The 25,292-nt window shown below is 37.1% G+C and carries 26 protein-coding genes, 1 other RNA gene and 1 pseudogene; 19 read left to right on the top strand and 9 right to left on the bottom strand.

Annotation, left to right across the window (positions count from 1 at the left end; translation table 11 throughout):
* Positions 1-127: 127 nt before the first annotated feature.
* Complete coding sequence (gene mnmC / locus H5090_RS12090; protein WP_182695812.1) at positions 128-2,137, top strand: bifunctional tRNA (5-methylaminomethyl-2-thiouridine)(34)-methyltransferase MnmD/FAD-dependent 5-carboxymethylaminomethyl-2-thiouridine(34) oxidoreductase MnmC; 2,010 nt, start codon at positions 128-130, stop codon at positions 2,135-2,137.
* A 57-nt stretch (positions 2,138-2,194) separates the two neighbouring features.
* Here the strand turns inward: mnmC and H5090_RS12095 are convergent, their stop codons facing one another.
* Positions 2,195-3,676 carry an OmpA family protein gene (locus H5090_RS12095; protein ID WP_182695813.1) on the bottom strand — a complete coding sequence of 494 codons (1,482 nt, stop codon included), beginning with the start codon at positions 3,674-3,676 and terminating at the stop codon, positions 2,195-2,197.
* A 318-nt stretch (positions 3,677-3,994) separates the two neighbouring features.
* Between H5090_RS12095 and H5090_RS12100 the strand changes: the two genes are divergently transcribed.
* Both H5090_RS12100 and H5090_RS12105 read left to right on the top strand, forming a co-directional pair.
* Complete coding sequence (locus tag H5090_RS12100) at positions 3,995-4,318, top strand: hypothetical protein (protein WP_182695814.1); 324 nt, start codon at positions 3,995-3,997, stop codon at positions 4,316-4,318.
* A 183-nt stretch (positions 4,319-4,501) separates the two neighbouring features.
* Positions 4,502-5,137, top strand: a complete 636-nt coding sequence (locus tag H5090_RS12105) for an NAD(P)-binding oxidoreductase (RefSeq protein WP_182695815.1) — start codon at positions 4,502-4,504, stop codon at positions 5,135-5,137.
* Positions 5,138-5,313: 176 nt separating this feature from the next.
* Here H5090_RS12105 and H5090_RS12110 read toward each other — a convergent pair whose 3' ends face one another.
* Complete coding sequence (locus H5090_RS12110; RefSeq protein WP_182695816.1) at positions 5,314-6,072, bottom strand: sulfite exporter TauE/SafE family protein; 759 nt, start codon at positions 6,070-6,072, stop codon at positions 5,314-5,316.
* A gap of 186 nt (positions 6,073-6,258) precedes the next feature.
* Between H5090_RS12110 and H5090_RS12115 the strand changes: the two genes are divergently transcribed.
* The 3 genes from H5090_RS12115 to H5090_RS12125 all read left to right on the top strand — a co-directional run bounded on the left by H5090_RS12115 (position 6,259) and on the right by H5090_RS12125 (position 8,867).
* Positions 6,259-7,263, top strand: a complete 1,005-nt coding sequence (locus H5090_RS12115; protein ID WP_182695817.1) for a YHYH protein — start codon at positions 6,259-6,261, stop codon at positions 7,261-7,263.
* Positions 7,264-7,298: 35 nt separating this feature from the next.
* A complete protein-coding gene (locus H5090_RS12120; RefSeq protein WP_024596756.1) occupies positions 7,299-7,595 on the top strand; it encodes a hypothetical protein in 297 nt (98 codons plus the stop codon).
* Between the two features lie 162 nt (positions 7,596-7,757).
* Entirely contained in the window at positions 7,758-8,867 is a 1,110-nt protein-coding gene (locus H5090_RS12125; RefSeq protein ID WP_310736318.1) for a hypothetical protein, read from the top strand.
* A gap of 315 nt (positions 8,868-9,182) precedes the next feature.
* Here the strand turns inward: H5090_RS12125 and H5090_RS12130 are convergent, their stop codons facing one another.
* Positions 9,183-9,884 carry a hypothetical protein gene (locus H5090_RS12130; protein ID WP_182695819.1) on the bottom strand — a complete coding sequence of 234 codons (702 nt, stop codon included), beginning with the start codon at positions 9,882-9,884 and terminating at the stop codon, positions 9,183-9,185.
* Positions 9,881-10,074: pseudogene (locus H5090_RS12135) on the bottom strand (tyrosine-type recombinase/integrase); the annotation flags it as partial. The gene H5090_RS12130 and the pseudogene H5090_RS12135, both read right to left, overlap by 4 nt.
* Before the next feature lie 365 nt (positions 10,075-10,439).
* Here H5090_RS12135 and H5090_RS12140 point away from each other — a divergent pair.
* Entirely contained in the window at positions 10,440-11,255 is an 816-nt protein-coding gene (locus tag H5090_RS12140; RefSeq protein ID WP_182695820.1) for a hypothetical protein, read from the top strand.
* Positions 11,255-11,986: a hypothetical protein gene (locus tag H5090_RS12145; RefSeq protein ID WP_182695821.1), complete on the top strand. Its 732-nt coding sequence runs from the start codon at positions 11,255-11,257 to the stop codon at positions 11,984-11,986. The genes H5090_RS12140 and H5090_RS12145 overlap by 1 nt, the downstream gene beginning before the upstream one ends.
* Here the strand turns inward: H5090_RS12145 and H5090_RS12150 are convergent.
* Positions 11,976-12,974 (bottom strand): tyrosine-type recombinase/integrase, encoded by a 999-nt coding sequence (locus tag H5090_RS12150; RefSeq protein WP_182695822.1) that lies wholly within the window; start codon positions 12,972-12,974, stop codon positions 11,976-11,978. The genes H5090_RS12145 and H5090_RS12150 overlap by 11 nt on opposite strands.
* Positions 12,975-13,021: 47 nt before the next feature.
* The gene (locus tag H5090_RS12155) at positions 13,022-13,465 is read right to left on the bottom strand and encodes a helix-turn-helix domain-containing protein (protein ID WP_182695823.1); all 444 of its coding nucleotides are present in this window, start codon (positions 13,463-13,465) and stop codon (positions 13,022-13,024) included.
* Between the two features lie 219 nt (positions 13,466-13,684).
* On the opposite strand from H5090_RS12155, the gene H5090_RS12160 reads away from it, so the two are divergent.
* The 9 genes from H5090_RS12160 (at position 13,685) to H5090_RS12200 (ending at position 19,740) form a co-directional block, all read left to right on the top strand.
* A complete protein-coding gene (locus tag H5090_RS12160; protein ID WP_182695824.1) occupies positions 13,685-13,933 on the top strand; it encodes a DNA-binding protein in 249 nt (82 codons plus the stop codon).
* A 2-nt stretch (positions 13,934-13,935) separates the two neighbouring features.
* On the top strand, positions 13,936-14,151 hold the full coding sequence (locus tag H5090_RS12165) for a hypothetical protein (RefSeq protein WP_182695825.1): 216 nt from the start codon (positions 13,936-13,938) through the stop codon (positions 14,149-14,151).
* Positions 14,135-15,670 carry a replication initiation factor domain-containing protein gene (locus tag H5090_RS12170; RefSeq protein WP_182695826.1) on the top strand — a complete coding sequence of 512 codons (1,536 nt, stop codon included), beginning with the start codon at positions 14,135-14,137 and terminating at the stop codon, positions 15,668-15,670. Before H5090_RS12165 ends, H5090_RS12170 begins: the two co-directional genes overlap by 17 nt.
* Complete coding sequence (locus H5090_RS12175) at positions 15,667-15,975, top strand: hypothetical protein (protein ID WP_182695827.1); 309 nt, start codon at positions 15,667-15,669, stop codon at positions 15,973-15,975. The genes H5090_RS12170 and H5090_RS12175 overlap by 4 nt, the downstream gene beginning before the upstream one ends.
* 3 nt (positions 15,976-15,978) lie before the next feature.
* Positions 15,979-16,221, top strand: coding sequence for a hypothetical protein (locus H5090_RS12180; RefSeq protein ID WP_182695828.1), 243 nt, complete (start codon positions 15,979-15,981; stop codon positions 16,219-16,221).
* A 20-nt stretch (positions 16,222-16,241) separates the two neighbouring features.
* A complete protein-coding gene (locus H5090_RS12185; protein ID WP_182695829.1) occupies positions 16,242-16,457 on the top strand; it encodes a hypothetical protein in 216 nt (71 codons plus the stop codon).
* A 213-nt stretch (positions 16,458-16,670) separates the two neighbouring features.
* A complete protein-coding gene (locus H5090_RS12190; RefSeq protein WP_182695830.1) occupies positions 16,671-18,041 on the top strand; it encodes a hypothetical protein in 1,371 nt (456 codons plus the stop codon).
* A complete protein-coding gene (locus H5090_RS12195) occupies positions 18,038-18,442 on the top strand; it encodes a DUF2523 family protein (protein ID WP_182695831.1) in 405 nt (134 codons plus the stop codon). The genes H5090_RS12190 and H5090_RS12195 overlap by 4 nt, the downstream gene beginning before the upstream one ends.
* The gene (locus H5090_RS12200) at positions 18,442-19,740 is read left to right on the top strand and encodes a zonular occludens toxin domain-containing protein (RefSeq protein WP_182695832.1); all 1,299 of its coding nucleotides are present in this window, start codon (positions 18,442-18,444) and stop codon (positions 19,738-19,740) included. Before H5090_RS12195 ends, H5090_RS12200 begins: the two co-directional genes overlap by 1 nt.
* A 493-nt stretch (positions 19,741-20,233) precedes the next feature.
* On the opposite strand, the gene ssrA is transcribed toward H5090_RS12200, so the two are convergent.
* Positions 20,234-20,590: a transfer-messenger RNA gene (ssrA, locus tag H5090_RS12205) on the bottom strand.
* 263 nt (positions 20,591-20,853) lie between these two features.
* On the opposite strand from ssrA, the gene H5090_RS12210 reads away from it, so the two are divergent.
* A complete protein-coding gene (locus H5090_RS12210; RefSeq protein ID WP_182695833.1) occupies positions 20,854-22,479 on the top strand; it encodes a DUF342 domain-containing protein in 1,626 nt (541 codons plus the stop codon).
* Here the strand turns inward: H5090_RS12210 and rnt are convergent.
* Positions 22,463-23,167, bottom strand: a complete 705-nt coding sequence (gene rnt / locus H5090_RS12215; protein WP_024595664.1) for a ribonuclease T — start codon at positions 23,165-23,167, stop codon at positions 22,463-22,465. The two genes, H5090_RS12210 and rnt, sit on opposite strands and share 17 nt — an antisense overlap.
* Before the next feature lie 202 nt (positions 23,168-23,369).
* On the opposite strand from rnt, the gene H5090_RS12220 reads away from it, so the two are divergent.
* Positions 23,370-24,248, top strand: a complete 879-nt coding sequence (locus H5090_RS12220) for an OmpA family protein (protein ID WP_182695834.1) — start codon at positions 23,370-23,372, stop codon at positions 24,246-24,248.
* Positions 24,249-24,253: 5 nt separating this feature from the next.
* Here H5090_RS12220 and H5090_RS12225 read toward each other — a convergent pair whose 3' ends face one another.
* Positions 24,254-25,147 (bottom strand): DMT family transporter, encoded by an 894-nt coding sequence (locus H5090_RS12225; RefSeq protein ID WP_182695835.1) that lies wholly within the window; start codon positions 25,145-25,147, stop codon positions 24,254-24,256.
* Between the last annotated feature and the right edge of the window lie 145 nt (positions 25,148-25,292).

Here is a 25,292-nt window from a genome sequence, read left to right on the forward strand (position 1 = left end):
ATCACCTAAGTGGTCAGCTTTCTAGCGTACACTTGTACTCTGAACTGCTAGCTTATAAATAACGCCAGACTATTTCAAAGAAAACCCGTAAAATAATTAAAAAATATATCTATAAAATTAAAAAATCATGATCAAAAATGCACATATACACTTTAATAATTTAGGTACACCTTTCGCTAATGACTTCGGTGATATTTATTTTTCTAATGACGATGGCTTAGCTGAATCGCATTATGTGTATTATGAGCAAAATAATATAGATGCACGATTACAAAATCATGACCAGCCACATTTTGTTATTGCCGAAACCGGCTTTGGTACAGGTTTAAACTTTTTAAATACATGGCAACGCTTTACTGACCACCTTGCACGTCAACAAGTTCAAAATCAATTAGATAATGGTGTTAAACGCTTACACTTTATTTCATTTGAAAAATATCCACTGCACATAGACGATTTAAACAAAGCACTACAGGCATGGCCATCATTAAGCGCCTTTAGTAACAAATTATCTAAACAATACCCAATTAATTTAGAAGGATGCCACAGACTCGAATTTGACAATGGGCTTGTTGTTCTCGATTTATACTTTGGAGATGCACTTGAATCAATACAAGCAATGAGCTATCCGCAAACAGGAATTGTTGACGCTTGGTATTTAGATGGTTTTGCGCCAAGTAAAAACCCCGAAATGTGGCAGCAAAGTTTATTTAATTCTATGGCCAATATATCAAGGGCAAGTGCAACCTTATCAACATTTACTTCAGCAGGTTTTGTTCGCCGTGGATTAATTGATGCAGGCTTTAATACTAAAAAAGCCAAAGGCTTTGGCCAAAAAAGAGATATGCTTGTTGGCCAACTAGAGTGCGTAAATGATGCTCAATCAGCTCCTGCATATTTTCATCAAGATAGCAGTGCTTTAAAAAATGTAGCGGTCATTGGCGGCGGTATAGCCAGTAGCTGCATTTTATATAGCTTGGCTAAACGAGGCATAGCAAGCCAATTATTTTGCCAAGATGAAAAACCAGCTATGGGGGCATCGCACAATGTGCAAGGCGCTATTTACCCTCACCTACAAGCAAAAAACTCGCCGCACAGTGAATTGTTCGCACATAGCTTTTTATACGCTAAACGCCTATATAACAACTTACTTAGCAGTGGTTTTAATTTTGATTACGATTGGTGCGGCGTATTACAACACGCAGTAAAAAAAACTCTGGCCGATAAACATGAAAACTTAGCACAAAAACAACTGTGGCCAACCCAGCTAATGCACAACGTAACCGCAGAGCAAGGCGACGAAATAGCCGGCGTAGAAACAGGTTATTCGGGCATGTTTTTTGAGCAAGGCGGCTGGGTTAACCCTCCGCAATTAGTAAACGCCATGTTAAGCGCTGCAAATAGCATAAACCCATTTAAAAGCGTATTTAACTGCAATATAAAACAGCTTAAAAAAACTGACAGCGGTTGGTTTTTATTAACGAATGATGAGCAGTTAGGTCCTTTTAGTGATGTAGTTATTTGTGCAGGCGAGCACAGTGATGCATTTGAGCAAACAAAAGCGCTACCAATAGTAGGCGTACGCGGGCAAGTTTCACATATAGAGGCAAGTGAGCAATCACGCAAACTTAAAACAGTGCTGTGCCATAAAGGGTATTTTACCCCAGCCTATTTAGATCATCACTGTATGGGAGCCACGTTTGAAAAAAACACCAAAAGCCGTCAAGTTACAGCGCTCGACAACCAATTAAACCAAGAGCAACTACTTAGCTTTTATCAGCAAAGTGAATTTGCCTCAACCCTTGGCAATATTACCTCGGCAAAAGCAGCTGTACGATGCACATTTATAGATCACCTACCAATGGCAGGGCAATGGTGCGAACAAAGTGATTATACAATGGCCTTTGCTAACTTACGCTTAGGAAAACGCTATCAATATGAGAAACTTAATAAGCCACAACAAGGCCTGCATATTTTTACCGGCTTTGGCGCCCGCGCTTTATGTAGCGCACCGCTAAGTGCAGAACATCTCGTAAGCTGTTTAAATAACGAGCCTCGCCCATTAAGCGAACGTGTAAGCCAAGCTATTCACCCTGCTCGGTTTATAGTACGAGATTTAATTCGTAATAAAATTTAAATGAGGTATACACATTAAAATAATAGATCTAATGTGCATATAAATTAAAAACGTAAATTATTTTGAACTAGACAACCTTTCAACTAATTCAACACGGCGGTTTAGTTCACGACCTAAATCATTTTTATTAGTTGCAACGGGTGAATAAGGACCCGCTCCTTGAGCTAATAACCTTTCTTTAGCTACCCCATAATCAGCAATTAATGCGTTAACAACCGCATCAGCACGGCGCTTTGAAAGGTTTATATTATAATTAGGCGAGCCTTTATCATCGGTATGACCAACAACATATAAACTCAATTTTTTATTTTTTTCCATAACTTGAGCAATAACATCTAACGCCTCTTTAGATTCAGCTTTAATAGTGGCTTTATCATAATCAAATAAAATACCGTAAATAGACGCCTTTCCTTTTTGCTCTAACTGCTCAAGAACTTTATCACTATTCGTTTCTATTAAGCCTGTCACTAAGGGCTCTGTACGAGCAATAACAAGCTGAATACGAGAATCGCCATTATAGTTACCTATAAAAAAGGCAACGTAGGTAGTTTGCTCATTTAGAGTGTTTTTCATAACTTGATATCTAGGTTGGTGAAAGTAGTTATAAACAGGTTTGATTGCCAGCTTATCGCCTAATGCTTGAATCTCTTTTCTTTTTGTACCGCATTCATTTTTTTGACAAGAAAATACGGTTTCAAAACCTTCTTTAGTCAAAGCACTCACATAGTTATGATAAATTTTTAACGTCGATACTTTATTCGCAATATAAGTAATTCGCGTTAAATCTCCTGTAACATCAAGCATAGGTGAAGTACTCGTTTTTTTATCAGACTTGCCAATTGGGATACTAAACTCCTCATAATCAATATTTTGATAATCCTCGATATAGCTACCAGGGTAACGACTTAATAAAGGATGATCTGCAGAACCTTTAAGATCTTCATGTGTAGATTTTTTTATTTTATTATTAACTTTTTTCTTGAATGCTTCAAAATCAGCTTTTATTAGTCCAGTTTCAATTTCTTTAATATTGGTCGTAGTCAAAAGCGCTTGTGTCGTATTTTTATATTGTCCAACAAATAACGAAATGGCAGCTTCAGGAGCCTCTCCTTTTGTTGCGTAAATATAATGTGGTTGTCCGTAATAACTAGATACGTTGAAATAGCTCGACTCTTCAGCCAGCAATTTATCCTCTCGCTTTTCATAACAATCGTTTAAAGAACATGTATACAAAACTTTAAATCCAGCATCATTTAAAGCGTCTTTGTAGTTTTCTATTACCTTTAAAGAAGCAACATTCTTTATTTGATAAGAAAAATGACTTACATCACCAATAAATGTCTTATATTCAAATTTTTGAGATTTTTTTAGCGCAGGGTTAAAGACTGATACAAACTGTGCTTCTTCACCCGCTAAAGTGACTTTTTCTTCTAATTTCGCATCGGGGTAAGCCGTTAGTAATAGCTTTGCTTGCAGGTTAAACGCGCAGCACAGGTAGGCAGTACAAATTAAAAGTACTTTGATAATACTATTTTTCATGGAAATTCCTTTTAAAGTATTAGTTTACATTAGCACTATGCCTAATGAGCAAACTTAATTCAACGATCCTTATTTGTGTAACTTTTTCACACTTCAGCGTATAACTGAAGTGCAGCCATATTAAGAGTTGTATAATGCGTCGGTTAATAAGTTGTTTAAATAACGAGCCCCGCCCATTAAGCGAACGTGTAAGCCAAGCTATTCACCCTGCTCGGTTTATAGTACGAGATTTAATTCGTAATAAAATTTAAATGACAAAGGTGCTTATTGAGGTAAAATGAGTACCAATAAATGGAATTTATTATTTAAAGGACTTTAATGAAAATTTTAGCATTTTTAATAATACTGCTATGCACTCTATCGTTTAATGTACTTAGCCAAAACGTCACTGAAATCCCACTTCCTGAAGAGTTTGTTACATCAATGGATGTAGCCGGCGAATATCCAATGGTTCGCACTGGTTATTTAACAGATTCAATTTCTGATATCGCTCGCTTTTATCAGCAAAAATTAGGTGAGCCGTTAAAAACAAACGGCAATAATACATATCGCACTTTGTTTTATAATTACCATGAACATAAGGTTCGTATTAGTCTATATCGCCGTAGTTATGTGACCGAAGTGAGTATAATGGTTGAATAAAAAGTTCTAAAAAAACACGCCAAAAGCAGCTAATTTTAATGCTCAGTTAAGTATTGAATTTTAATTAAAGTATTTTTTGAAATTAGCTCATTTAAACTCTTTTTTACCCTTTAAAAATTATCCCCTACCCCAAGGTCTGTTTGTAAGCACATTACTTTTACTATTTATTGGAAGGAGTTAATTATGAGTAAGACCCTAATTATTGGCGCAAGCGGACAAATAGGTAAAATGGCAACTGAGCTACTTTTAAAAAATGAGCAAAATGTTGTGGCATTAGTGCGTGACAAAAATAAGCTAAGTGATTTAAACAGCTCTTTTTTAACTATTGTTGAGCAAGATCTTGAAGGCGATTTTGGCGAAGCAATAAAAGGCTGTGACCAAGTGATTTTTGCTGCAGGTTCTGGCGGAAGTACGGGCGATGATAAAACTGTACTTATTGATTTATGGGCTGCAACTAAAGCAGCTACCTTTGCTAAAGAACATGGCGTTAAACACTTTATTATGGTCAGCTCAATTGGTGCAGACGATCCAGATTCGATTCAAGGTGATTTAAAACCTTACTTAGTTGCCAAGCACATGGCTGACGAGCACCTAATAAATAGTGGTTTAAATTATACCATTGTTCGTCCTGGTACACTGACTGATGATAGCGCTTCAATGCAAGTAACGACGCAGCGACCAAGTGATCGTTCTGAGGCTAAAATTAGCCGCGAAAACGTAGCCAATGCATTATTACATATTGCGACTAACTCATTTATTAGTAACCGCATTTTTGAGTTATTTGATGGCGACAAACCAATTAAAGCCGCTGTTAAATAAGCTTTAATATCAATTTAATTAAACGTATAAACAATTATTGCAGATTAGTATAGTTCATCGATAAGCCAAAAAATTACAGTGTAGTCGCTCTGCATCGGTAGTTTTTAGGCAATGAATTGTTTAATTCGCTTAAGTGATTTATGTTTAATAAAATTAAATTTACTCCACTAAGTAAATTAGTGGAGTAATATTTTAATACCTTGCCAACCGAGTTGTAGCGTTAATAACGTTAAAACGACTCTAAAAATACGCTTAAATTTATCCCCGGCCATACTTTTAAGTAATTTAATTCCAAACCAAGTACCTACAGCACCACTTATTACCATAGCAATTACAAGCGGCATCCATTGCCAAAAGCTAAAGCCAACAGCACCATAAATTACCGCTTTTAATAAATGCTGCACACTCATAATGCTCGAAAACGTTGCCGTAAATTTTAACTTTTCGTAATTATTTATATATAAACAGCTACCAACTAATGGCCCGCTCGCCCCCACAAACATAGAAATAAAAGTCGTTATGCCACCGGCGACCATACGCCATAGCTTAGAGGTTAATTTTACTGGCGGTGTTTTACCCCACAGTAAATAAATAACAAAAATAGCGACCACTAACTTCATAGCATCAAGCGATATATCATCAATAACAAAACTTGATAACCCCGCCCCTACTAAGCCGCCTAACGCAAAATATACAAACATGCTTTTATCAATATGCTTAAAGCTGAGTAATAACCTATTTGCATTAGAGCCAAGCTGTACTAAACCATGCACAGGCACAACAACTGCCATAGGCATAAACGACGCCATAACAACAAGCAACATTAGCCCGCCACCCGCACCAAATGCAGCAGATATAAAAGAAGTAAAGCCAGCGGTGATCATCATTAATAAAAACAAAAATAAAGACATACTGTCGGGAAATAAAAAGTCCATAAAACTCCACTGCCTATTTAGGTACTTTAAAGTCGCAGTATTTTAAACAATAAAAGGTACAACATACACCTATAGCAAGCGTTATAAGCCTCTATTTCAGGCAATGTATTATGTTGCGTTGTTTTTGCACTTTGTTTGCACATTTAACAAATATTATACATTCAACTTCATTACCGGATATTTCTGATGAGAAAACTTAACGCACCAATTTTAGCACCGCTTACAGTGTGCATACTTGCACTGGGCTTAGCTGCCTGTAACGGTAGCGATACTCAAAGTACCGTCGTAACTGAAACAACCACCGATGAGGGCACTACAACAGATACTTCAACCGATTTCGTTGTAGAAGTTGACCCTTTTAACTTTGAAAGCGATGCGCTCATTTCATCAATTACCACTCAAACATGTACGCTAAGTAATGGCGATGAAGCTTCATGCTACAAAATTGATATTGCCGGTGCGCCTTCAAATTACGAGATTGGTGTATTTTGCCCTAGAAATATCACATCAACAGCAGACGAAGCCGGTATTTGGTTTGACGGCACCGGTGAGGTTTACGATATAACTGGCGACTTTATTTTAAATCTACCAACATTATATAACGATAGCCATTGGCAGCTATACGACGAAGGTACAGGCCTTGTAAATGTAACCGATACACAAGAATCGTGTGATGGTGCTGCACGTCCAAACGTAGAGGAGCAATACCAAAACCACTGCGTAGAATGCTCTATTGATTATGTTGATGGCGGTATATCAGAATCATTTTTAATTCCAATAACGCCTGTTGCAACCACTCAAAATAGCAGTATTGGTAACACTAATGTAGGTGTTGCTCTAAATGGTGTTGTACTTGCTGCACCCGCCCCTGTTGAGGCTATTTTAGGCGCATACACTATTGCAGCCTTTGATGATTGCGCCGGGCATATTAACTTAGTAGCAGGTTATCACTACCACGGTGAAGCAGGCTGTAGCCAAACACAAATCCAATCAGACGGTCATGCCGCCATGATGGGTTATGCACTCGATGGATTTGGTATATTTGGCATGCTTAACGAAGATGGATTAGAACCCACTGATTTAGACGAATGTAGAGGCCACACCGACGATACACGCGGATACCACTACCATGCAGCCGATGTATCTGAAAACATGTTTATTGGTTGTTTTAAAGGTGCTACCGCAAGATAACTCGCATTCTGGCCAAATAATTAACTGAGATACTAATGAAAATATTTAACGTAATAAAAGCACTAACCACTGGCTTTTTACTTGCTACCTCATGCTCAGCGCTAAGTCATGCAGGCCACGGCTCAAACGCGCCTTGGGAAGCATGTGAAGAAAAAGCCATTAATGAAGGTTGTAGCTACACAAGCCATGATAAAAAAGCGACAGGCACATGCCAAGCAATGAACAAAGTACTTATGTGCGTTCGAAATAAACCACTTGAAACATTAATAGACAAAGCAACTCAACCTGCCAGTGATCAAAAGCAATCTGTAAAATCACTCGCAAAACGATAAAGTAAAGTAACAGCTACACGCCAAAGTCTTAACGCTGTTTGTTAAGGCTTTTTTTAATCACAAATCATTAGAAAGCATACCCTTTATCTGTTAAATTAGCTTTGTGTATCAAATAATAAAAATAAAATTCCAAAAATGGAATTACACAAGCAAGGTACTAACGTGAGCGCTACATTTAAAATTGTTTTTAATGGTCAGTTATATCAAAATACTGACCTTACCTCTGCCCAAGAAAAACTTAGCCAACTTCTAAATATTCCTCATAATATTGTTGTTCAGTTATTTGATGGAAAAGCTTACGCTTTAAAAAAAGACTTATCGAGTATTGATGCTGTTAAAACAGAATCCTCACTAAAAAAGCTAGGATTAATTACTAAAGTAGAACCGCAACTCTCTACAGCAACCTCTCAATCTAAAAATAATCAAATAGCACTCACTGAGCATAACAAAAATACAGATAAACACATTAGTGAAAGTACTGACGGCAAAAGTATTTCAATACAAAACAAACATCTAGATACAAACGAAGCTTCAAATACAGCTGCAGCTGTTAAGCAAAGTTATAATAAATATAAACTACTGCGTAACACTTTAAAAAGCGCATTGTACTTTTGCTATTGCGCACTTTGTATTATTACCATAATAGGCGTAGGGATCAGTGTTAATGCACTTAAAAACAATTTTGGCACTCTAAATAATGGAACCACAAATAACACAACTACAAACAGCTTAAGTTACCAAAACTATAAACAATATTTGATTGATCAAAACAGCCTAAATCAACCAAAACAAAAAGTAACAAACGAGCAAGCAGCTAACCCTACACAGCAAAAAAGTAATGAGTACTTTAGTCGCTTTTCATCGCTAATAAATAGCTACGCGCAAAGTACAGGACAAGCTGATATAAAAACGATGGGGGGCGATAAATTACAACAGCACCTGCAAGAAATAGATGACCTAGGCCCTAAAAATGAATTTTGGCAGCAACTGGTAAAACTTTCAAAAAGCTTAGATAACGATAAGCACGCAATAGGGATGCTCAATAATACTGACCCCGCCAAAGTACAATGGATAAACGCGATAGATTGGATCAGCCAAAGCTATATTAGGCAACATCAAAACTCGCAAACTACCAACACCTCCCCAGCCAATGCGGATGAGCAAAGCAGCAACCCAATACTTAATCTAACGTTGTTAATAAGTATGTTGTCGTTATTCAGTATTTTTATAATTGCGATAAAAATGAAGTTACGCGCAATTAGAAATACTTAAACTTTATTTTATGATTTTCGAATAACGAGTTCAAAAACCTTTATTGGTGGAGCTGGGAGGGAGAGCCCCGCCCGAAAAGTTCGAACACCAAAATAAGTCATTAAAAACAAAATCTTAGTTAAAAATAAAGATGTTAGATTCTATTGTAATCTAGTCGAGACTTACTTTAACTTTTATTTATGGACATACGTTGGACAAATTATTTACTCTCTTTTCGAGGAGGCGGCATTCTCGGCGGTGGTGGTGGTGGCACACTACTTTTGCTTCTTTCAACAGGATTTTGGCTTTTATCTGACATTGCTATTTCCTTTTTGATTATTTGGTTTCCTTGGAGGAGGAGGCGGTGGTGGTGTTTGTATTCTCCGATCTTGTTCTTCCATTATTTACTTCCTCTTTATTAATAATATGAGTTGAATTTATAACTTTGTTTAATGTAGGTTTTATTTGACCATTTGTTTTGCTAGATTCACTTAAATTAAACGCGAAGTAGATTCCTACTAATAAGATTCCTATAATCAAAAAAATTGGCGAACTATAGTGGAATATTCTTGTAAAAAAACCCAAAACTTTTGGTTCTTTAAATTTGATTTTATCTAATTTTACTTTCTTTATTTTAAAATTGCTTTCTTTTCCAACTTCTTCATATTCATATAGTTCTCTAATCAAGTTCGATCTTTCTCTTAGAATTGAGTCAATTCTTTTTCTATTTCTTGATAGCATTACCCCACTAAAATACATGCTAATTATTACTAATGTCATTGAACCTGCTATAAAAAACCAACCACATATCAATAATAAGTTATTGATTTGGCTATCAATAGAACTATAATTTTTACTGTAGTTAAATAGAAGACCTATAGCTACGCTTGAAATTGTTAATATAGCTTTATCAGATGCTTCTGAATTTTTTAGCTCACTCTCGTCAATTCCACTTCTATATTTTAAATAATGGTCATGCTCATCATAGCAATCATCAATTTCTTTTTCGTATTTAACAAATACTTTATCATCACTCATCCACAAATCCTTGAGCCTAATCTAATAGCATCCTCTAAATGGCTTGGCGCAAAATGAGCGTAAACCATAGTTTGTTCAATCTTTGCATGACCCAGTATTTGTTGCAAGACTAAAATATTACCTCCGTTCATCATAAAATGACTCGCGAAAGTATGCCTAATACATGGCTACGCTGCCCTTTCGGCAAATTAATATCTGTTTTATTTACCGCCCTGTAAAGTGCTGAAATAACAGCTAAAGCTTAGTTGCAACAATTATAAGCATAAAAAAACCCGCAAATTTGGATTAATAAATTTGCGGGTTTCTTATGGTTTTCGAATAACGAGTTCAAAAACCTTTATTGGTGGAGCTGGGGGGATTTGAACCCCCGTCCGAAAAGCCTCGATTATCACTAACCACTAAATAAAACAATGACTTAATTAAAAATCAAATACTTAGTTCCTTATACTATCTTCTTAGGTCTTGTGTAATCGTTTAAGTTTGGGCATTATGTGGACAAAATAAAAATCATATAATTGCGCAGTTTTTACTTTACTAGCGTCTAAAAGGAATTTAATGAACATCAATTTAGATATATTAATTGATAGCCCTACGAATGAAATCGATATGAAGTTTGGGCTTGAGACGCTTATTGGCACTTCTGATGTAATAACTCTAACAAGTGAGGGTATATTAAGAAAGAAAGTTACAAAAAATATCACTCATGCCACACCTGTCAGAACGACTTTAAAACAATCTTTTAAAGGCTCATACGGACAACACTTTTCAGTTGGTATCGAAGATGACTTTTTGCAAAAAAGGTTTCGTCAAATTGGCAAACCTGTTTTTATTGAACTAATAAGATATTTTATTGCTGAATCACTTTATTTAGACCACCCTAATCTCACACCTCAAGCGGATAGTGTTTTAAATGATATGGGTGATAATGCAAATAAATTAATAGCAAGAATAAGAAGACCCTTAATTAGAATGCATCAAGTACCTTCAAAGTATAATTATGATGTAAAAATTGATTGTAAAAACAGGGGCGCTGATACTTTTCAAATCTGTAAGCTTACAAATACAACTGCATTAAATATTACAGAAGCTGAAAGAGCTGATTTCATAGCTGAAATTACTGCATATATAACTCGTTTTAATACCAGAACAGGAAATGGTCGATTACTCATAAAAGGTACTGACGACACAGTGTCATTTGGACTAAGTGGTGCTTTGATTACAAATCAAGTAAAGAAAATGCTTTCTTCTAACTTACATGTTAACAATACAATTGTTATTGACGACGTTGAGTTTTTAAAACTTAGAGTTCAACCTGTCAAACTCAAAGATGGCACTATAGTTAAATACTTTATTGTAGGCATATTAGAGTAATGAATCGTTATACAATTGCAGCTATATTATTCACCATAAGTGTATGGCTAGCTTATTTCATACAGTTTAAAGTTAACCTTGGCTTACCTTTTTCAGATAAAACTGAAGTCTGGGGACAGTTTGGAGACTTTATTGGGGGTGTTCTCAACCCAACGCTAGGTTTCGTCTCTATAGTGTTACTACTGAAATCTTTGACATACCAGAAAACTGCAAATGATAATTTGAGAACAGAGATAAACCTAATACGACAAACTGAAAAATTAAAGTCGTTTGAATCTCAGTTTTTCAATATGCTGGATTCTCAAAAGCAGGTTTTCGATAGTTTTACTATAGAACTAAATCAAGCTAACAATAGTGTTGTATTAAGATCAGCTGATGCTGTTATCACTTTAGAACGCACCATTACCCACCTTAAAGGTAACGGTAAAACAGATTTAGAAATAGGTGATTTTCTTAAAGATTCTGATGAAAAAGATCGTATGTTTGGCATGATAAGAACTTTTTATATATTAGTTAAGATCACCATTGAACATTTATCTGATAAAAATGGTTTTACTGAGGCTGATAGAGAATCGCATTTATCTACTCTTGTTAACTTTACAGATTTTCACCTTTTAAGGTTGATCTTAATTTCAAAGCAGTTTTTAGATTACGATAATGTGAAATACCTAAACAATTGCCAAGAGCTTAATAACGTTTTTTCTGAAATGAAGTTAACAGCTAAGTATTAATCAAATTAGGTCCAAATTTTATAGCATCTTCTAAATGACTTGGTGCAAAGTGCGCGTAAACCATAGTTTGCTCAATCTTTGCATGACCAAGTATCTGCTGCAATACTAAAATATTACCTCCGTTCATCATAAAGTGACTAGCGAAAGTATGCCTTAAAACATGGCTACATTGCCCTTTAGGTAAATTAATATCCGTTTTATTGACAGCCCTTTCAAACGCCTTTCGACAGTCAGCAAATAATGGCCCTGATTTTTTAGGGATCTCATTAAACAGCTTTTCACTAATTGGTACAGTTCGGTTCTTTTTACCCTTGGTATTAATAAAGGTGATGCGATAGCTATCGCCTGATTTTATAACCTGAGAACCTTTTAAATTACACGCTTCACTTATCCTACAACCTGTTGCCAAACAAATTTTAGACACGATTAAAATATGCGGATTAGTAGAGCGCTTTAACTCATTTAGTAGTGTAATTATTTCGTCTTCCATCAAAAATGAAAGCTCAGTTTGTTGCAGTTTGAAAGGCTTAATTTCAGCTAAGGGATTCGGATATTTTAACTCCCCTACTTCAATTAATTTATTGAACATACTCTTAATTAATACAAGGTCGTTGTTCGCTGTTTTTGGGCTTATTGGTGTTTCACCCGACATACGTTCACCACGCCATTTAACAAAATCTTTAGCCTGCAAGTTCATAGCAATTGGATTGTTCAGCGCTTCACAAATCATTTCTAATTTAGCTAAAGCACGTTGAGGGGAAGCATAAGTTTGACCATGTACTTTGTACCAAAGCTGGACTAAATCAGATAAGTGACGGCTATCAATTTTTTCTTGTTTCCAAGGCTTATCCTCAGCCTCAGCAATAGTATGATTTACAAATCGTTGTGCCTCGCCACGGGTAGAAAATACCTTCCTAATCCTGCGGCCATCAGCACCCCAAGGCCGAATATCAACTTTGTAACCACCATCAACTTTTTTGATTGTCATTTAATTTCTCAGGTATATGTAATGCTCAATAAAATTTGGCCATTATTTTAAACTTTTTTCTCTTTATGTGATTCAATCTCTTTGACCAGTTTTTCATGCATGAATTTTTTTTGTAAACCGTCTGTCATATAAAGGTCTTTAATTTGACTATGAATAATGTCTGCTATCTGAGTTATTTCAACACCTTTTTGAGGTGTTATTAGTTCATATACAGTTGCGTTGAAGACACCATTAATAAGCCCTTTTTGAAATTCATTACTCTTCTCATCAACTGTTTTTTCTATTTCCTCAATACCAAAAATTAAATAATCAAGCCTAATCTTTTTTTCAACCGCCACCTTTAGACACACATCCCAAGGAACAACCCCTTTTAATCTACAGTTCGATGCCCAATTAGTTTTGTATCCAAATTCTAATGATAATTCTTTTAAAGTCTTTAAATTACAAGCATCTAAAAGCCTCTCAAATATATCCGCTACATTCACTTCCATAAAAAACTCCAAAAAAGGTAAAATTAGCTTGAATACCTCTCAAAAAGGTAATAACCTCTTTTTGAGGTATTTAAGTGGGTGCTAAAGGTTTTTAACATGATATGCATTAATAATACATGATATTTCCGCTTAGTTAACTCTGAATGCTGACCTAACAACAAACTGTATATCTCAAATGGGATATATAAAAAATCAATCTCCAGAATAGAGATAGCAATCATGAATAAACAACTTATTTTATCTATTCCAGCCCCTATTTTGACATATCAAGAGTATGCACGTTTGCAGGGCCTGTCAGTAAAAGACGTTGTTAATGCCGTATTTGCTGGAAGGTTGCCAACTTATACACCTCCGTGTTCGCCAAGTGAAAACCCAGCAAGAGTAAAAAAATATATCAACATGATTGCTCTTTATGCCGAAGCAGCCAAAGCCGCAAATATCGATCTTGCTATAACGTCGAAAGCCTAAATATGAAATTCTATCTTCAATATATCTCAACCACAGATGAGTACGCTTTAGGTTTCAATAAAATTGAGCATCCTCTTATGTATCCATCACGTTCAGAAGCTATGGCCTTCTGTATTGACTTCAGTAATGGCGGTTCATTTGAAATTATTGATGTAGATTGCAATAACTGGCAAGAGCTTTTTGATTCAGGAGCATTCGACTATGAACCTGAATGCTAATGAACTAAATCAAAACATCACAAAGATCGATTATTTATCTATTGTTTTTTGTCCTAATGAAGTTGCCCGTTGCCGTTTTAATGCAAAATTAGCATTCACCAATGGGGATTTTTCCTCATACAAAGAAGCTTATAACGCTATGTTATGTGCTGAAATTTTCGAGAATAATTCAACTGACGACTTTAGCTCAGATGTAAAACAATCCAATTCAGATCTGGTTAACGCTGTTGCTACTGATGATTTAGAAGTAAGCGTAAATGAGACAGATACATGGGTTTCAGACTTAGTATATGGAGAATTATGGGATTCAAACCTCTCTCGCTCTGCTAAGTACCGTCATTATAAATCGATAAAAGATATTCCCGAAGAAGATCGCAAACATTTTTTAAAAACTATAGTAAGAAAAACAAAGCGTTACAAAACACTTTCCTCTTTAATTGAGGGTGATATTTCAAAGTTTATGCACCTTCTAAACACCGAGGTTTCAACAGAATCAGATCGCTTAACTAAAGATACATTAAGTTGGTCTTATCGAGAAAATACAAGCGGCATGTTTACTTATGAAAAGTCCGCAACTCTCTATCGTCATGATGTTAATTCTGGAGCTATCGCTTGGGGTGCTAATAATGGTGGTGTAATGATTTCGTTTACTGGCACTGGTTGTGCTGGTTTAGATATACCTAAACTGCACAATATGCTTAAAAAGATGCCTAACGTAAAAATTACTCGTTTGGATATTGCCTACGATGATTACGAAGGGAACAGAACCGTACTTGATTACTTTCAAAACCTAGAAGAAGGGGCTTTCTGTAAGACAAACCAAGCCCCCTCTTTTTCTTTTATTCAAACGGGAAAACTGCAAAAGCTTACTGCTGAACAACAAATCGAATGGAAGAAAAAACACGGCTGGCAGAAACGTTATGACTGCGTAGCTAATGGTGGGAACACTCTTTATGTAGGGAGTCGGAAAAATGGAAAAATGGCGCGTATGTATGAAAAAGGTAAGCAAATGGAAAGTGAATCTCAACCTAATTGGGTTCGGGCTGAGCTTGAGCTTAGGAGTATTGACCGTGTTATCTCCTTGGATGCACTTCTCAATACCGATGCCATTTTTGCTGCTGCCTATCCCGCTTTTGATTTTATTACTTCTGAACGCCTTGAAATTAGAACTACCAGTAGAGAAAGAATAAATAACGGACTTTTAGTTGCTGACCGTTTACAACGTTACTGTAAGCAGTCTTATGGGAAGCTGTTAAATTTTTTACGTCATATAAAAGAATTATCAGATAAGGACATTATCGATCAACTAACCAAAGGGTTAGATTCTTCGGATGTTCCTGATTCCATTAACCAAGATGGTATTACTCCTGAATATCTAATTTTTTTGCGGCATGCAAAAGAGCTATCAGATAAAGACATAATCGACAAATTAACTAAAGGCTTAAACCCTTGGGATATACCCAAGTCAATAATTGAAGCCACAATTACACCACCTAATCAAATGGAGTTTTTAACATGAAAGTAATTTTATTATCTGCGGCAATGGGTCGTGGTGTGTCTAGTAAATCAGGTGCAGCTAAACCCTACTCTTTTTCGTCTATCTCTTACTTAGTTCCTGAGCAAGACTACATTCAAGGCGACCACAATATACAAAAATGTGGCTTTGAACCTAAAAGTGTAGAAATGACAGAAGACCAAACGCTTTATAACAAATTCAAGCAAATCACTGAAACAAACGGTATTTGTGAAGTTGATTTAGTTTTACAGCCAGACCCTAGAAATATGTCACGCAATATTGTTGCTGATGTTTCATTGGTGAAATAGAAAATGCCTCAATGCGTAGCTATCCAACCCGACCAAACTTTAAAAGCCGTTACTGGTGTTTGTGACTTTGTGATGGTTACACAAGCTGAGTTCCTAGAACTACAGCAACACGGATTAGTAAACGTTCTTAATGAATTGTTTGCTTTTGACTTGGCCACTTTCGGTCTTATTAACTCTGCGGCATTAGTCGCTTTTATAACTGCTCATTGTATCGGTCGTGTCGTCCGAGTAATGGGCAAAACATAACTCCTAAAGGGAAACTAAAAATGAAAAATTTATTAAAAAGTAAAGCTGTAAAAGTAGCTGCATTTGGTTCGGCTGTTATGGGTTCAGCGTCTGTTTTTGCAGCTGACCATTCAGAAGCCATTAATGCTGCTGTTGCTGACGGTACTACAAACTATACTGCAATTATCACTGGTGTAATTACTGTTGCTGCAATCGGTTTTGCTATTGGCATGATTGTTTCAAAGTTACGTAACTAAAATGGTTACTTCAATTGGTCTTGCTTGCTTTCTTGTATGGTGCTTCGTCGAAGGCTTTTCAAGTGGTGTAAGAACCAGTTAACAATGGCGGGTAAAACCGCCATTTCTTAACGTCATTTCACACTGTTTGTTTAACTTCTTTTGGTCATTACTGACTTACGTTATTTTTTAGTAACACCTTTATTAACGTCATTTCACACTGTTGGGTAAAAAATGAAATATCCATTAATAATATTTCTTTCAACACTTCCTTTTGTTTTTTTTAAAGCAAACGCCATAGATAGAGAACTCGCAACAAATACAGGTGGTACAACTTATAAATGTACTTACAGGGGCGCAGAGGCGAGAATAAAATTTTCTGAAATATCACAATGTCAAGCAGTCGCAGAGACTGGCTTAATAGAGCAAGAATATAAACCATCCCCTAGGAATGGGTTTTCTCCTTACGCACCTATTGAGGATTCAATTTGCGATTTAAAAACCGTTGTTCAAGATTCAATATACTCTATAGAGTGTCGCCAAAAATTTGGTTCAACTAGACATAATGAAGATGGTACATCAGATACAGATAACTATACCGCAAGAGCTAATGCCACAATGAATAGCCCTGAACAATCCCCTGATACTTGGCAATGCTTAAATCCTGATTTTCCAAATGGCCCTATAGAGGCATATGGAACTTATTATTGTGAGCAATCTGATCAACCTCCACTAACAGACCCTGATTGCCCAGACCCAACCGATAATGACCCGTTTGTTTTTGGTAGTGGTGGCGGTCAAACAAGTGTTTGCTTTCCTGCTGGTAATGGCCGTCAATGTGAGATAAAAACTGATGCTAATGGCGGTTACTATATTCCTGTTTCTTATGGTTCGGCTGAGCCTGTTGCATGTGTCCCCGACCCTGACCCAGAGCCAGAACCTGAGCCAGAAACGCCCGACCCTGATAAAACACCTGACCCAGATGAAAGGCCAGCGCCAGAAGATACCGACCCAAGCACAAGCCCAGATTCAATTGGTGCATTGAATAAAGTTAACAAAAACTTAGACTCTATTAATAACAATATGGTTAGTGGTTTTGAGTCAAACGATGAGCGTTTAGACCGTTTAGCCAAAGAGACGCAAAACTCTAACGAGTTACTTTCATCAATTAAAAGCAACAGCTTTAAAAGCAATAACACATTAAGCGATATTAAAAAGGGTCAATCTGATGGCAATAAATTACTAGAAAAAATAGAAGAAAACACCGAGCCTGATAAGTTTGATTTTTCTGCTGGTCGTAAACAAGGTGGTTTAAATGGTGTATTTACTGATGCCGATATACAGCAAGTAAAAACAGAAATAGAAGAAAAACGCACTGAATTAACCGACTACTTAGAAACAATAAAAACAGAATCAGCAACGTTATTTGATATTGATCCAAACTTATCTAGTGAATATGAAGAAAGATTAAAAACAATAAAAGGCGTAGAAGTTGACCTTGGTGTATCTAGGTTCTCTAACTTTTTTAAGTTAATAGCTCCAGCAATACTACTGGCCGCAACGCTAACTGGTTTATATATTTTATTAGGGAGTAATCGAGAATGATTAAACCGTTATTTATTTTAATTTTGTTTTTATTTCCTGCGCTCGCTTTTGCAGATAGCTATGAAGGTGTAGCTGGTGCTGCAAAGTCATTTGGTGATTACGTTACCGACTTTTGGAGTTTCTTTGATGATGATGTACCAAGCTTTTTTCAACGTGCTACTAGTTACGTATTAGAAAAGCTTATTTTAATGAAAATTAACTTTGAACTAGGCTCTATGAAACTTGCTTGGACTGTTGCTAAATCAGTAATGGAAAATTTCCAAGTTGCTTCTAAAGTCGCGTCGGCTGCAAACGCATTACCCCACGATGTAAAAGCAGCACTTGTTGATATGCGTCTATTTGATGGTGTTAACGTTATTGTTCAAGCATACATAGCTCGTTATGTATTAAGGTTTTTATAATGGCTAGTTCAATATTTCACGGTGCGCCAGGTTCGTTTAAGTCAGCTAGTGCAACTTGGTTTGAAGTGTTACCAGCCCTTAGAAGAGGTCGATTAGTTGTTACCAATATCGAAGGTATTTTACCGCTCGAAGAGATAGAAACTGAGTTACAAGAAACATTCCCAGAAACCGCTCAACTATGGCGTTTATCATCACAAAATAGCGAAGGGCAAAGTCTTTGGCGAAATTGGTATCACTGGATGCCAACGGGCGCACTCGTTTTAATTGATGAAGTGCAAGACGTTTACCCAACCGAAGCAACGTTCAAGCCAGAATCTTGTAATTATAAACACATAGATATTTACAAGGGTTTGATACCCGAACATTGGTATAAATATCACTACGAACAACTAGAGAAGTTTAAACCTGAGAACTTAACCAGCGGCGATACTGACGATTTAGGGCGGGAGTTATTTAACGAACATGGCCACATTATTTACCCCAAAACACTCAAAGAGTGTTACATGCGACACAGAAAATACAACTGGGATATTATCGTCTGTACCCCCGATATTACCAGCGTCCATAAATACATTAGAAACGTTAGCCAATACGCCTATGCCCACAAGTATTTTGACGGACTCGCAGCAATCCCCTATTACAACAGAAGGCCGCGAATCTTCGAGCACAACCCAAAACTTGATGGAAAAACCCCAAATAAATCAAGCACCATCACGTGGAAAAAAATCCCCATCGAAGTCCACAAGTGCTACAAATCGACAGCTACCGGAGGTATTACAAAAGGACAAGGTAAGAATTTCTTATTCAGTCCTATTTTTGCCTTTCCGGTTACTGCTATCTTTTTGTGCATATTGTATTGGTTATGGTATTTCACCAGTGATAAAGGCGACGTTCAAGATGTTGAAAAAACCACTAAAATCAGTGTGGAAAATCCTAAAAAAAATATTAGTCCTGATAATAATAATGCTAATTTTCAGGTTTCTAATGGTGAGCCTATTCTTGTAGGTTTACCATATGGGGCAAGTGAAGTTTTCATTACTGGCATTCAGGAAGTGAAGCGGCCAGACAGAACACACCGAGAATACATATTTGAATTTATAACTGAAAAGTATGGTGTCTTTAGTGTTAATTCCTACGACTTAGCCAGTATGGGTTTTAGTATTCAGTATTTCAGTCCGTGTAATGTAATTATTAAACAAGGCACTTTTGTTTATCGCGCATTGTGCAACCCTAACCGATACGAGCAACCCAAACCCGACAAACCAGATACCGATATTTCTTTATTATCATCTTTATAAACCGTTTAAAATAATCCGCCAAGCGAAGCCTGAGCGTAGCGGATTATTTAACGGGTACGTAACTTATTACGTAATTTTCATTTATTACGTAATAACCCAACTTTAGCTAACGAGCCTATCACTTATGGCGCAGCCATGTAGACCGCACACCTATATTAATTTAGCATTGCTGCCTGTCGGTCGTTACCAAGCGAAGCGCAAATCATGTTATTAGTTACACAAATCCCGCGCTTGCGCCCTTGGTAAACCAATACGGAATTTAGAGTAATGCAGAAGCTAAGGAAAACCCCCTCCCCCCGTATACTAATAGGGGGGGAGCGGAATTTAAACACAAAGCCTAATAGAGCCTTATTTTTAAAATAATCCTATCTTAGATCTTTATGTTTAATACTTTGATAAAACCAATGTGGGCACTAAGTGGACAAGTGAAGTAGAAATAAAAAAGCCAGTTAAAGCATAATGCTCTAACTGGCTGTTTTGTATCACTTTAAAGTGGTGGAGCTGGGGGGATTTGAACCCCCGTCCGAAAAGCCTCGACCGTCGGTACTACATGTTTAGTATTGTCATTTAATTAACCTTTAAGTCCCGGACAAACACGGTAAATAAAGGCGAGGCCGCTTAGTTTTAACGCTTCAACCCCGGCCAGGGTTTCCGTCGCGATCAGGTGTTAGGGTGACACTCCAAAATCCAGTCCACAAGAATACATGGAAGGAGCGCTAGCCAGCCTAAGCTGCTAGAGAGTAGTTATCGTCGTTTGCGATTACTTTAGGTTGCGGCTGTTTAACGAGGCAAACCGCACCTCGACATGCACCTTGGGCTTCTTGAATTCCGTCGAATCCTAATCAGCCCCTGAATTAGTAACTCAATTCAGAGCGTGCAAACAGTATAACTGAGTAAAGTACTGATACTCAAGGCCTAGTAACGCTTTATTTTAATTGCGTGCACTAACCGAGCATTAAGTAACCAAAATTTAGTTTATGCAAGCCCATATAAACATTTGCTTAACAATGTGTTTAACCTGTGTTCAAATAAGGAGTTAAGGTTTTTGTCATTTCTAAACCTTTAGTTGTAAAAAACAAAAATAATAACAGGCATAGAGTAGGGAATTAATAAATGTCGGTTTTTTCATTTGATCAAAATACAGGGGTTGTCTCTTTAGTTAGTCACCCTATTGATAGTGGCTTTCCTGTTACGAGTACTCAGCTTACGCAAATGCTCGAACAATCTGAGTTTAGTGAGTACGAAGCTGTCATTGCCAATATTGGAAAGCTTTTTGCGCCAACTAAAAACTATCAGGAAGTATCACTTGTCGTTGCTAAAGCGGTAGATGCGTCGCTTGTCATTAATATTGATGAAAAAAACATGGTCGCAGAAGCAACATTAACTACCGCTAAAGGTGGTGCGCTTTTGTCTATGGAAGGTGCGCAAAAAGCGCTTGCTGATGCAGGTGTTAAAAAAGGAATAAGCCCACGCGCGCTTGATACCTTTTTAGGCCAGCAGTTTGAAAAACCAGCAGGAAGCTCTTATAGCGCCATAATTGCACATGGGCGTAATCCTAAAAAAGGCAGCGATGCTAAATTTGTGCGCTTATGCTCAACAGCCCAAGACCGTGTGCTTAGCCCACAAGCTAAGGAAGGTGGTAAGGTTGATATGAAAAATCTTGGCGCTATTATCACCGTAAAACCTGGTACTCCCTTAATGCAGCGTATTGCCGCTACTCCTGGAGAAGATGGCTATACGGTATTTGGCGATTCAATTAGTGCAAAACCAGGTACAGATCACCAACTCCAGCCTTTCGAAGGTACAAAAGTAGATCCTAATAATCCTAATATGCTTATTGCCGACTGCAAAGGTGTGCCCGTTGCCCTACCCCGAGGTATGCGTGTAGATGACGTTTTATGCTTTGATAACGTAGATGTAAGTACAGGCCACGTTGATTTTGATGGTAGCGTAATTATTACTGGCGATATTAAAGACGGCATGCGTGTAAAAGCCAATGGTGATATTACGGTACTGGGTTTTGTAGAATCAGGTGCTGTTGAAAGTAAAAGTGCGGTAACCATTATGCTTGGCGCAATTGGTAGAAAACGTGAAGGCGAGGAAGCATTTACATGCTCTATAACCGCTCAACGAACTATTTCTATTGGTTATGCTCAGTACTGCAATATTAAATCCGAACAAGATTTATTTATTGAACGCCAAGCTCTACATTGTGATTTAAGTGCTAGGCGGTTAATACGTGTAGGCAAAGCAAACGATCCGCGAGGTAAAATTATTGGCGGTAATATTTTAGATGCTATGCGCATTGAAACAGGTGAGCTAGGCGCGCCAGCCGGTACTAAAACGCGCGTATTTTTAGCGCAACTCTGGTTTGAGCTTCGCCAAAAGCAAACACAAATAACCGATTTTGAAAAAGTACTTGCGACTAAAGTAACCGCTTTACAACAGGCTCGTGAAAAAGCGAGTAAAATTGCGGGGGCTGCTCAGCGCCAGCAATTCATGAATAAGATAACTGAAAATGAAAAGCATATAAAAATACGCTCTGCACATATTCATCATCAAAAACTACTTATTAAGCAAAAAATAGTGCAATTACTTGCCAGTAGTCGTTTAAAAGTAAATGAATTAATGCACCCTGGTGTGGAGCTTAAAATAGCGAAAGATTCTAAACAATTTTCGCGTATTTACCCGCCCCACCTAGTTAAGCTAACTGAGGGTAAAATTACTCAGACGTTTTAGTTTCTTCGTTATTTTGTGTATCAGTTTCAACTTTGTTATTAGCGTCGCAATCATCAGTTGGCGCTAATGGCCAACCACCTAATTGCTGCCAGCGATTTACTATTAAGCAATAAAGCTCAGCTGTACGTTCTGTGTCGTAAAGCGCTGAGTGTGCTTGGCTGTTATCAAACTCGATACCTGCCGCTCTACATGCTTTTGCTAATACAGTCTGCCCTAACGCTAAACCCGCTAAAGATGTTGTATCAAAGCTTACGAACGGATGAAATGGCGTACGCTTAATGTTATTACGCTCTATTGCTGCATTTAAAAAGCCATGATCGAATGCGGCATTATGCGCCACAATAACTGAGCGTTGGCACCCAGCGGCCTTTTGCGCTTTGCGTACTACTTTACATATTTCTTTAATTACTTCATCTTCAGGTACTGCGCCACGTAATGGTGAAAACGGGTCTATACCGTTAAAGTCAATGGCTGCTTGTTCTATATTAGCGCCTTCGAATGGCTGAACATGAAAATGAACAGTATGATCTATGCTGAGCAGTCCTTCGTCATCCATTTTTAAAACAGAAGCTGCTATTTCTAACAAGGCATCTGTTTCTTTGTTAAAACCAGCAGTTTCAACATCAATAACAACAGGAAAAAATCCACGAAAGCGTTTTGCGAAAGGTGTTTGCTCAGTATTTGCCATAGTCTTCTTTGTTTATACGTGTAAGCTGACTATTATGTCAAAATTGATGCCCCCTAGGCTAGGGGATTTAAGTATTTATTGCTTTAAAATTGTAGGCACATAACTTGCTTTAACTTGTAAGTTAGTTACGTAGAGAACAAACTAATCATTGCAGTCGTTAATTTGCCAAATTATTGGCATTCCCGGATAGCTGGAGAGCATCATGAAGTATAAGTTGTTATTTATTAGCCTTAGTATAAGTGCAGTGCTTTGCAGTACTCACTCGCAAGCTGCTATGCGCCAATACACAGCAACCCAAGACAACTCCAACTGGGAAGTCGTTAAAACAACGCGCTTACAATGCCAATTAAATCATGAAGTTCCTTATTATGGGGAAGCTATTTTTAAAGCTTCAGCAAGTAAAAATAAAAACTTAACGTTTAATTTAGATATGGTTGTACGCCCAGATAATTACGCAATTGCTGGTTTAAAAGCCGTGCCACCGTCTTGGCGAGCAGGCTTACCGGCCCGTGATATTGCAAATATGAAATTACTTAAAAAGTTTGATGGTGAGCTGGGCAATAAAACCGCATGGGAGATGCTTAGCGAGCTTGAAAAAGGCTACTACCCTACTTTTTATTATCAAGACTGGCAAAACAGTGCCGATAAAATTGCCGTTGGCATATCGAGTGTAAACTTTAAACAAGCTTACTGGGCTTTTTTACAATGCCGCGATGAGCTACTCCCTTACAGCTTTGAAGATATTTCGTTTACTGTAATGAACTATCAATCTAACAGCAGTAAATTAACTAAATCGTCGCAACAACGTCTTGATAAGATTGCTGAGTATCTAAAAAATGACGCAAGCATAGAGTCCATTAGCATTGACTCATACACCGATAGTTATGGCGGACGCTGGAATAACTTAGATTTATCGCGCAAGCGCGCCAAAACTATAAAAGATTATATGGTGAGCTTGGGTGTTGATGAAGCAAAAGTGCAAACCACCGGTTTAGGCGAAAAACGCTTTGTTGATAATAACGATAACATTTTAAGCCGAGACAAAAACCGTCGTTTAATTATTCAAATAGAGAAAATGTAGTAAAACTAATTTGCGCTTACTCTCTTTCGCTTTAAAAATTTATCACCAAATTGAAAAAAACCTAGACTAATTAAAATAATAACTGCACCAATTATTAGTTCTTGGCTTAATGACTCATTATTTAGCCAAGCTCCCAAGGCTAACGCAAAGCTAGGAGTTATAAGTGTAGTAAGTGATACCGTGCTTGCATTTAGGTTTTGCAGCACATGAAAATACGCCAAAGCCCCTACTAAAGATCCAAATATTCCTAGATAACCAATAGCCCACAATGATTTTGCACTCCAGTTTTGTATATGCAATTCACCATCTAATAACCACCAAGCAATAAAAAAGAGTGGGGTTACAAAAACCAATGCGCCAAATGTTGTTGCCATAGGATGAATCGCAATTTTCACGCGCTTGATCATCACACCACTTAAACTAAAAAAGCAGACAGCCATAAACACATAAAGTAACCCGAGCCCTTGAGTTTGCGAGTTTTGTACTTGGTTATAACTAACGAAATATAAGCCAATTAAGGCGCACGCTAACGCAACTAATTTAATCGGGCTAAATTTAGGTTCATTTAATAATTGCTGAGCAAGCAACCCTGACAAAATAGGAGCAAGGCCAAACATAAGCGAAATAATACCCGAAGGGACTGTTTTAGCTGCCATATAGCTCAACAACATACCGCCAAAAATACCTATACTCGAATAAAAATAAAGTAAGCATGCATTTTTGCTCCAAGGCACTCTAATATTTGTAATAGCAACAATTAACCCGCCTAAAAATAGCCCCACCAGCATCCGCATTAACACTGCAAGTGTTGGCGATACGGTGTCACTACTCCACACTATACCCAGTGGTGTAGTAGACCATATAAGAACCATTAAAAAATACGATACTTTAACTGGCACGTGCCATCCCTACGCTTTATATGAATGAATAAAACAAAAAACAAATTATACGCTCACTGCCGTGCTTTAGTACTTTTTAAACACTAAAGTCCTTAATAAATACAGTTGTAAATTGTAAGTTACATTTTAATAACGCTCTTTTATT

This window comes from Pseudoalteromonas sp. SR43-5, assembly GCF_014163835.1.
Lineage (GTDB): Bacteria > Pseudomonadota > Gammaproteobacteria > Enterobacterales > Alteromonadaceae > Pseudoalteromonas > Pseudoalteromonas distincta.

What these genes read in the sequence shown, in the direction of transcription:
- mnmC (WP_182695812.1), top strand. Translation starts at nt 128, where the DNA reads ATGATCAAAAATGCACATATACACTTTAATAATTTAGGTACACCTTTC.
- H5090_RS12095 (WP_182695813.1), bottom strand. Translation starts at nt 3,676, where the DNA reads ATGAAAAATAGTATTATCAAAGTACTTTTAATTTGTACTGCCTACCTG.
- H5090_RS12100 (WP_182695814.1), top strand. Translation starts at nt 3,995, where the DNA reads ATGAAAATTTTAGCATTTTTAATAATACTGCTATGCACTCTATCGTTT.
- H5090_RS12105 (WP_182695815.1), top strand. Translation starts at nt 4,502, where the DNA reads ATGAGTAAGACCCTAATTATTGGCGCAAGCGGACAAATAGGTAAAATG.
- H5090_RS12110 (WP_182695816.1), bottom strand. Translation starts at nt 6,072, where the DNA reads ATGGACTTTTTATTTCCCGACAGTATGTCTTTATTTTTGTTTTTATTA.
- H5090_RS12115 (WP_182695817.1), top strand. Translation starts at nt 6,259, where the DNA reads ATGAGAAAACTTAACGCACCAATTTTAGCACCGCTTACAGTGTGCATA.
- H5090_RS12120 (WP_024596756.1), top strand. Translation starts at nt 7,299, where the DNA reads ATGAAAATATTTAACGTAATAAAAGCACTAACCACTGGCTTTTTACTT.
- H5090_RS12130 (WP_182695819.1), bottom strand. Translation starts at nt 9,884, where the DNA reads ATGAGTGATGATAAAGTATTTGTTAAATACGAAAAAGAAATTGATGAT.
- H5090_RS12140 (WP_182695820.1), top strand. Translation starts at nt 10,440, where the DNA reads ATGAACATCAATTTAGATATATTAATTGATAGCCCTACGAATGAAATC.
- H5090_RS12145 (WP_182695821.1), top strand. Translation starts at nt 11,255, where the DNA reads ATGAATCGTTATACAATTGCAGCTATATTATTCACCATAAGTGTATGG.
- H5090_RS12150 (WP_182695822.1), bottom strand. Translation starts at nt 12,974, where the DNA reads ATGACAATCAAAAAAGTTGATGGTGGTTACAAAGTTGATATTCGGCCT.
- H5090_RS12155 (WP_182695823.1), bottom strand. Translation starts at nt 13,465, where the DNA reads ATGGAAGTGAATGTAGCGGATATATTTGAGAGGCTTTTAGATGCTTGT.
- H5090_RS12160 (WP_182695824.1), top strand. Translation starts at nt 13,685, where the DNA reads ATGAATAAACAACTTATTTTATCTATTCCAGCCCCTATTTTGACATAT.
- H5090_RS12165 (WP_182695825.1), top strand. Translation starts at nt 13,936, where the DNA reads ATGAAATTCTATCTTCAATATATCTCAACCACAGATGAGTACGCTTTA.
- H5090_RS12170 (WP_182695826.1), top strand. Translation starts at nt 14,135, where the DNA reads ATGAACCTGAATGCTAATGAACTAAATCAAAACATCACAAAGATCGAT.
- H5090_RS12175 (WP_182695827.1), top strand. Translation starts at nt 15,667, where the DNA reads ATGAAAGTAATTTTATTATCTGCGGCAATGGGTCGTGGTGTGTCTAGT.
- H5090_RS12180 (WP_182695828.1), top strand. Translation starts at nt 15,979, where the DNA reads ATGCCTCAATGCGTAGCTATCCAACCCGACCAAACTTTAAAAGCCGTT.
- H5090_RS12185 (WP_182695829.1), top strand. Translation starts at nt 16,242, where the DNA reads ATGAAAAATTTATTAAAAAGTAAAGCTGTAAAAGTAGCTGCATTTGGT.
- H5090_RS12190 (WP_182695830.1), top strand. Translation starts at nt 16,671, where the DNA reads ATGAAATATCCATTAATAATATTTCTTTCAACACTTCCTTTTGTTTTT.
- H5090_RS12195 (WP_182695831.1), top strand. Translation starts at nt 18,038, where the DNA reads ATGATTAAACCGTTATTTATTTTAATTTTGTTTTTATTTCCTGCGCTC.
- H5090_RS12200 (WP_182695832.1), top strand. Translation starts at nt 18,442, where the DNA reads ATGGCTAGTTCAATATTTCACGGTGCGCCAGGTTCGTTTAAGTCAGCT.
- H5090_RS12210 (WP_182695833.1), top strand. Translation starts at nt 20,854, where the DNA reads ATGTCGGTTTTTTCATTTGATCAAAATACAGGGGTTGTCTCTTTAGTT.
- rnt (WP_024595664.1), bottom strand. Translation starts at nt 23,167, where the DNA reads ATGGCAAATACTGAGCAAACACCTTTCGCAAAACGCTTTCGTGGATTT.
- H5090_RS12220 (WP_182695834.1), top strand. Translation starts at nt 23,370, where the DNA reads ATGAAGTATAAGTTGTTATTTATTAGCCTTAGTATAAGTGCAGTGCTT.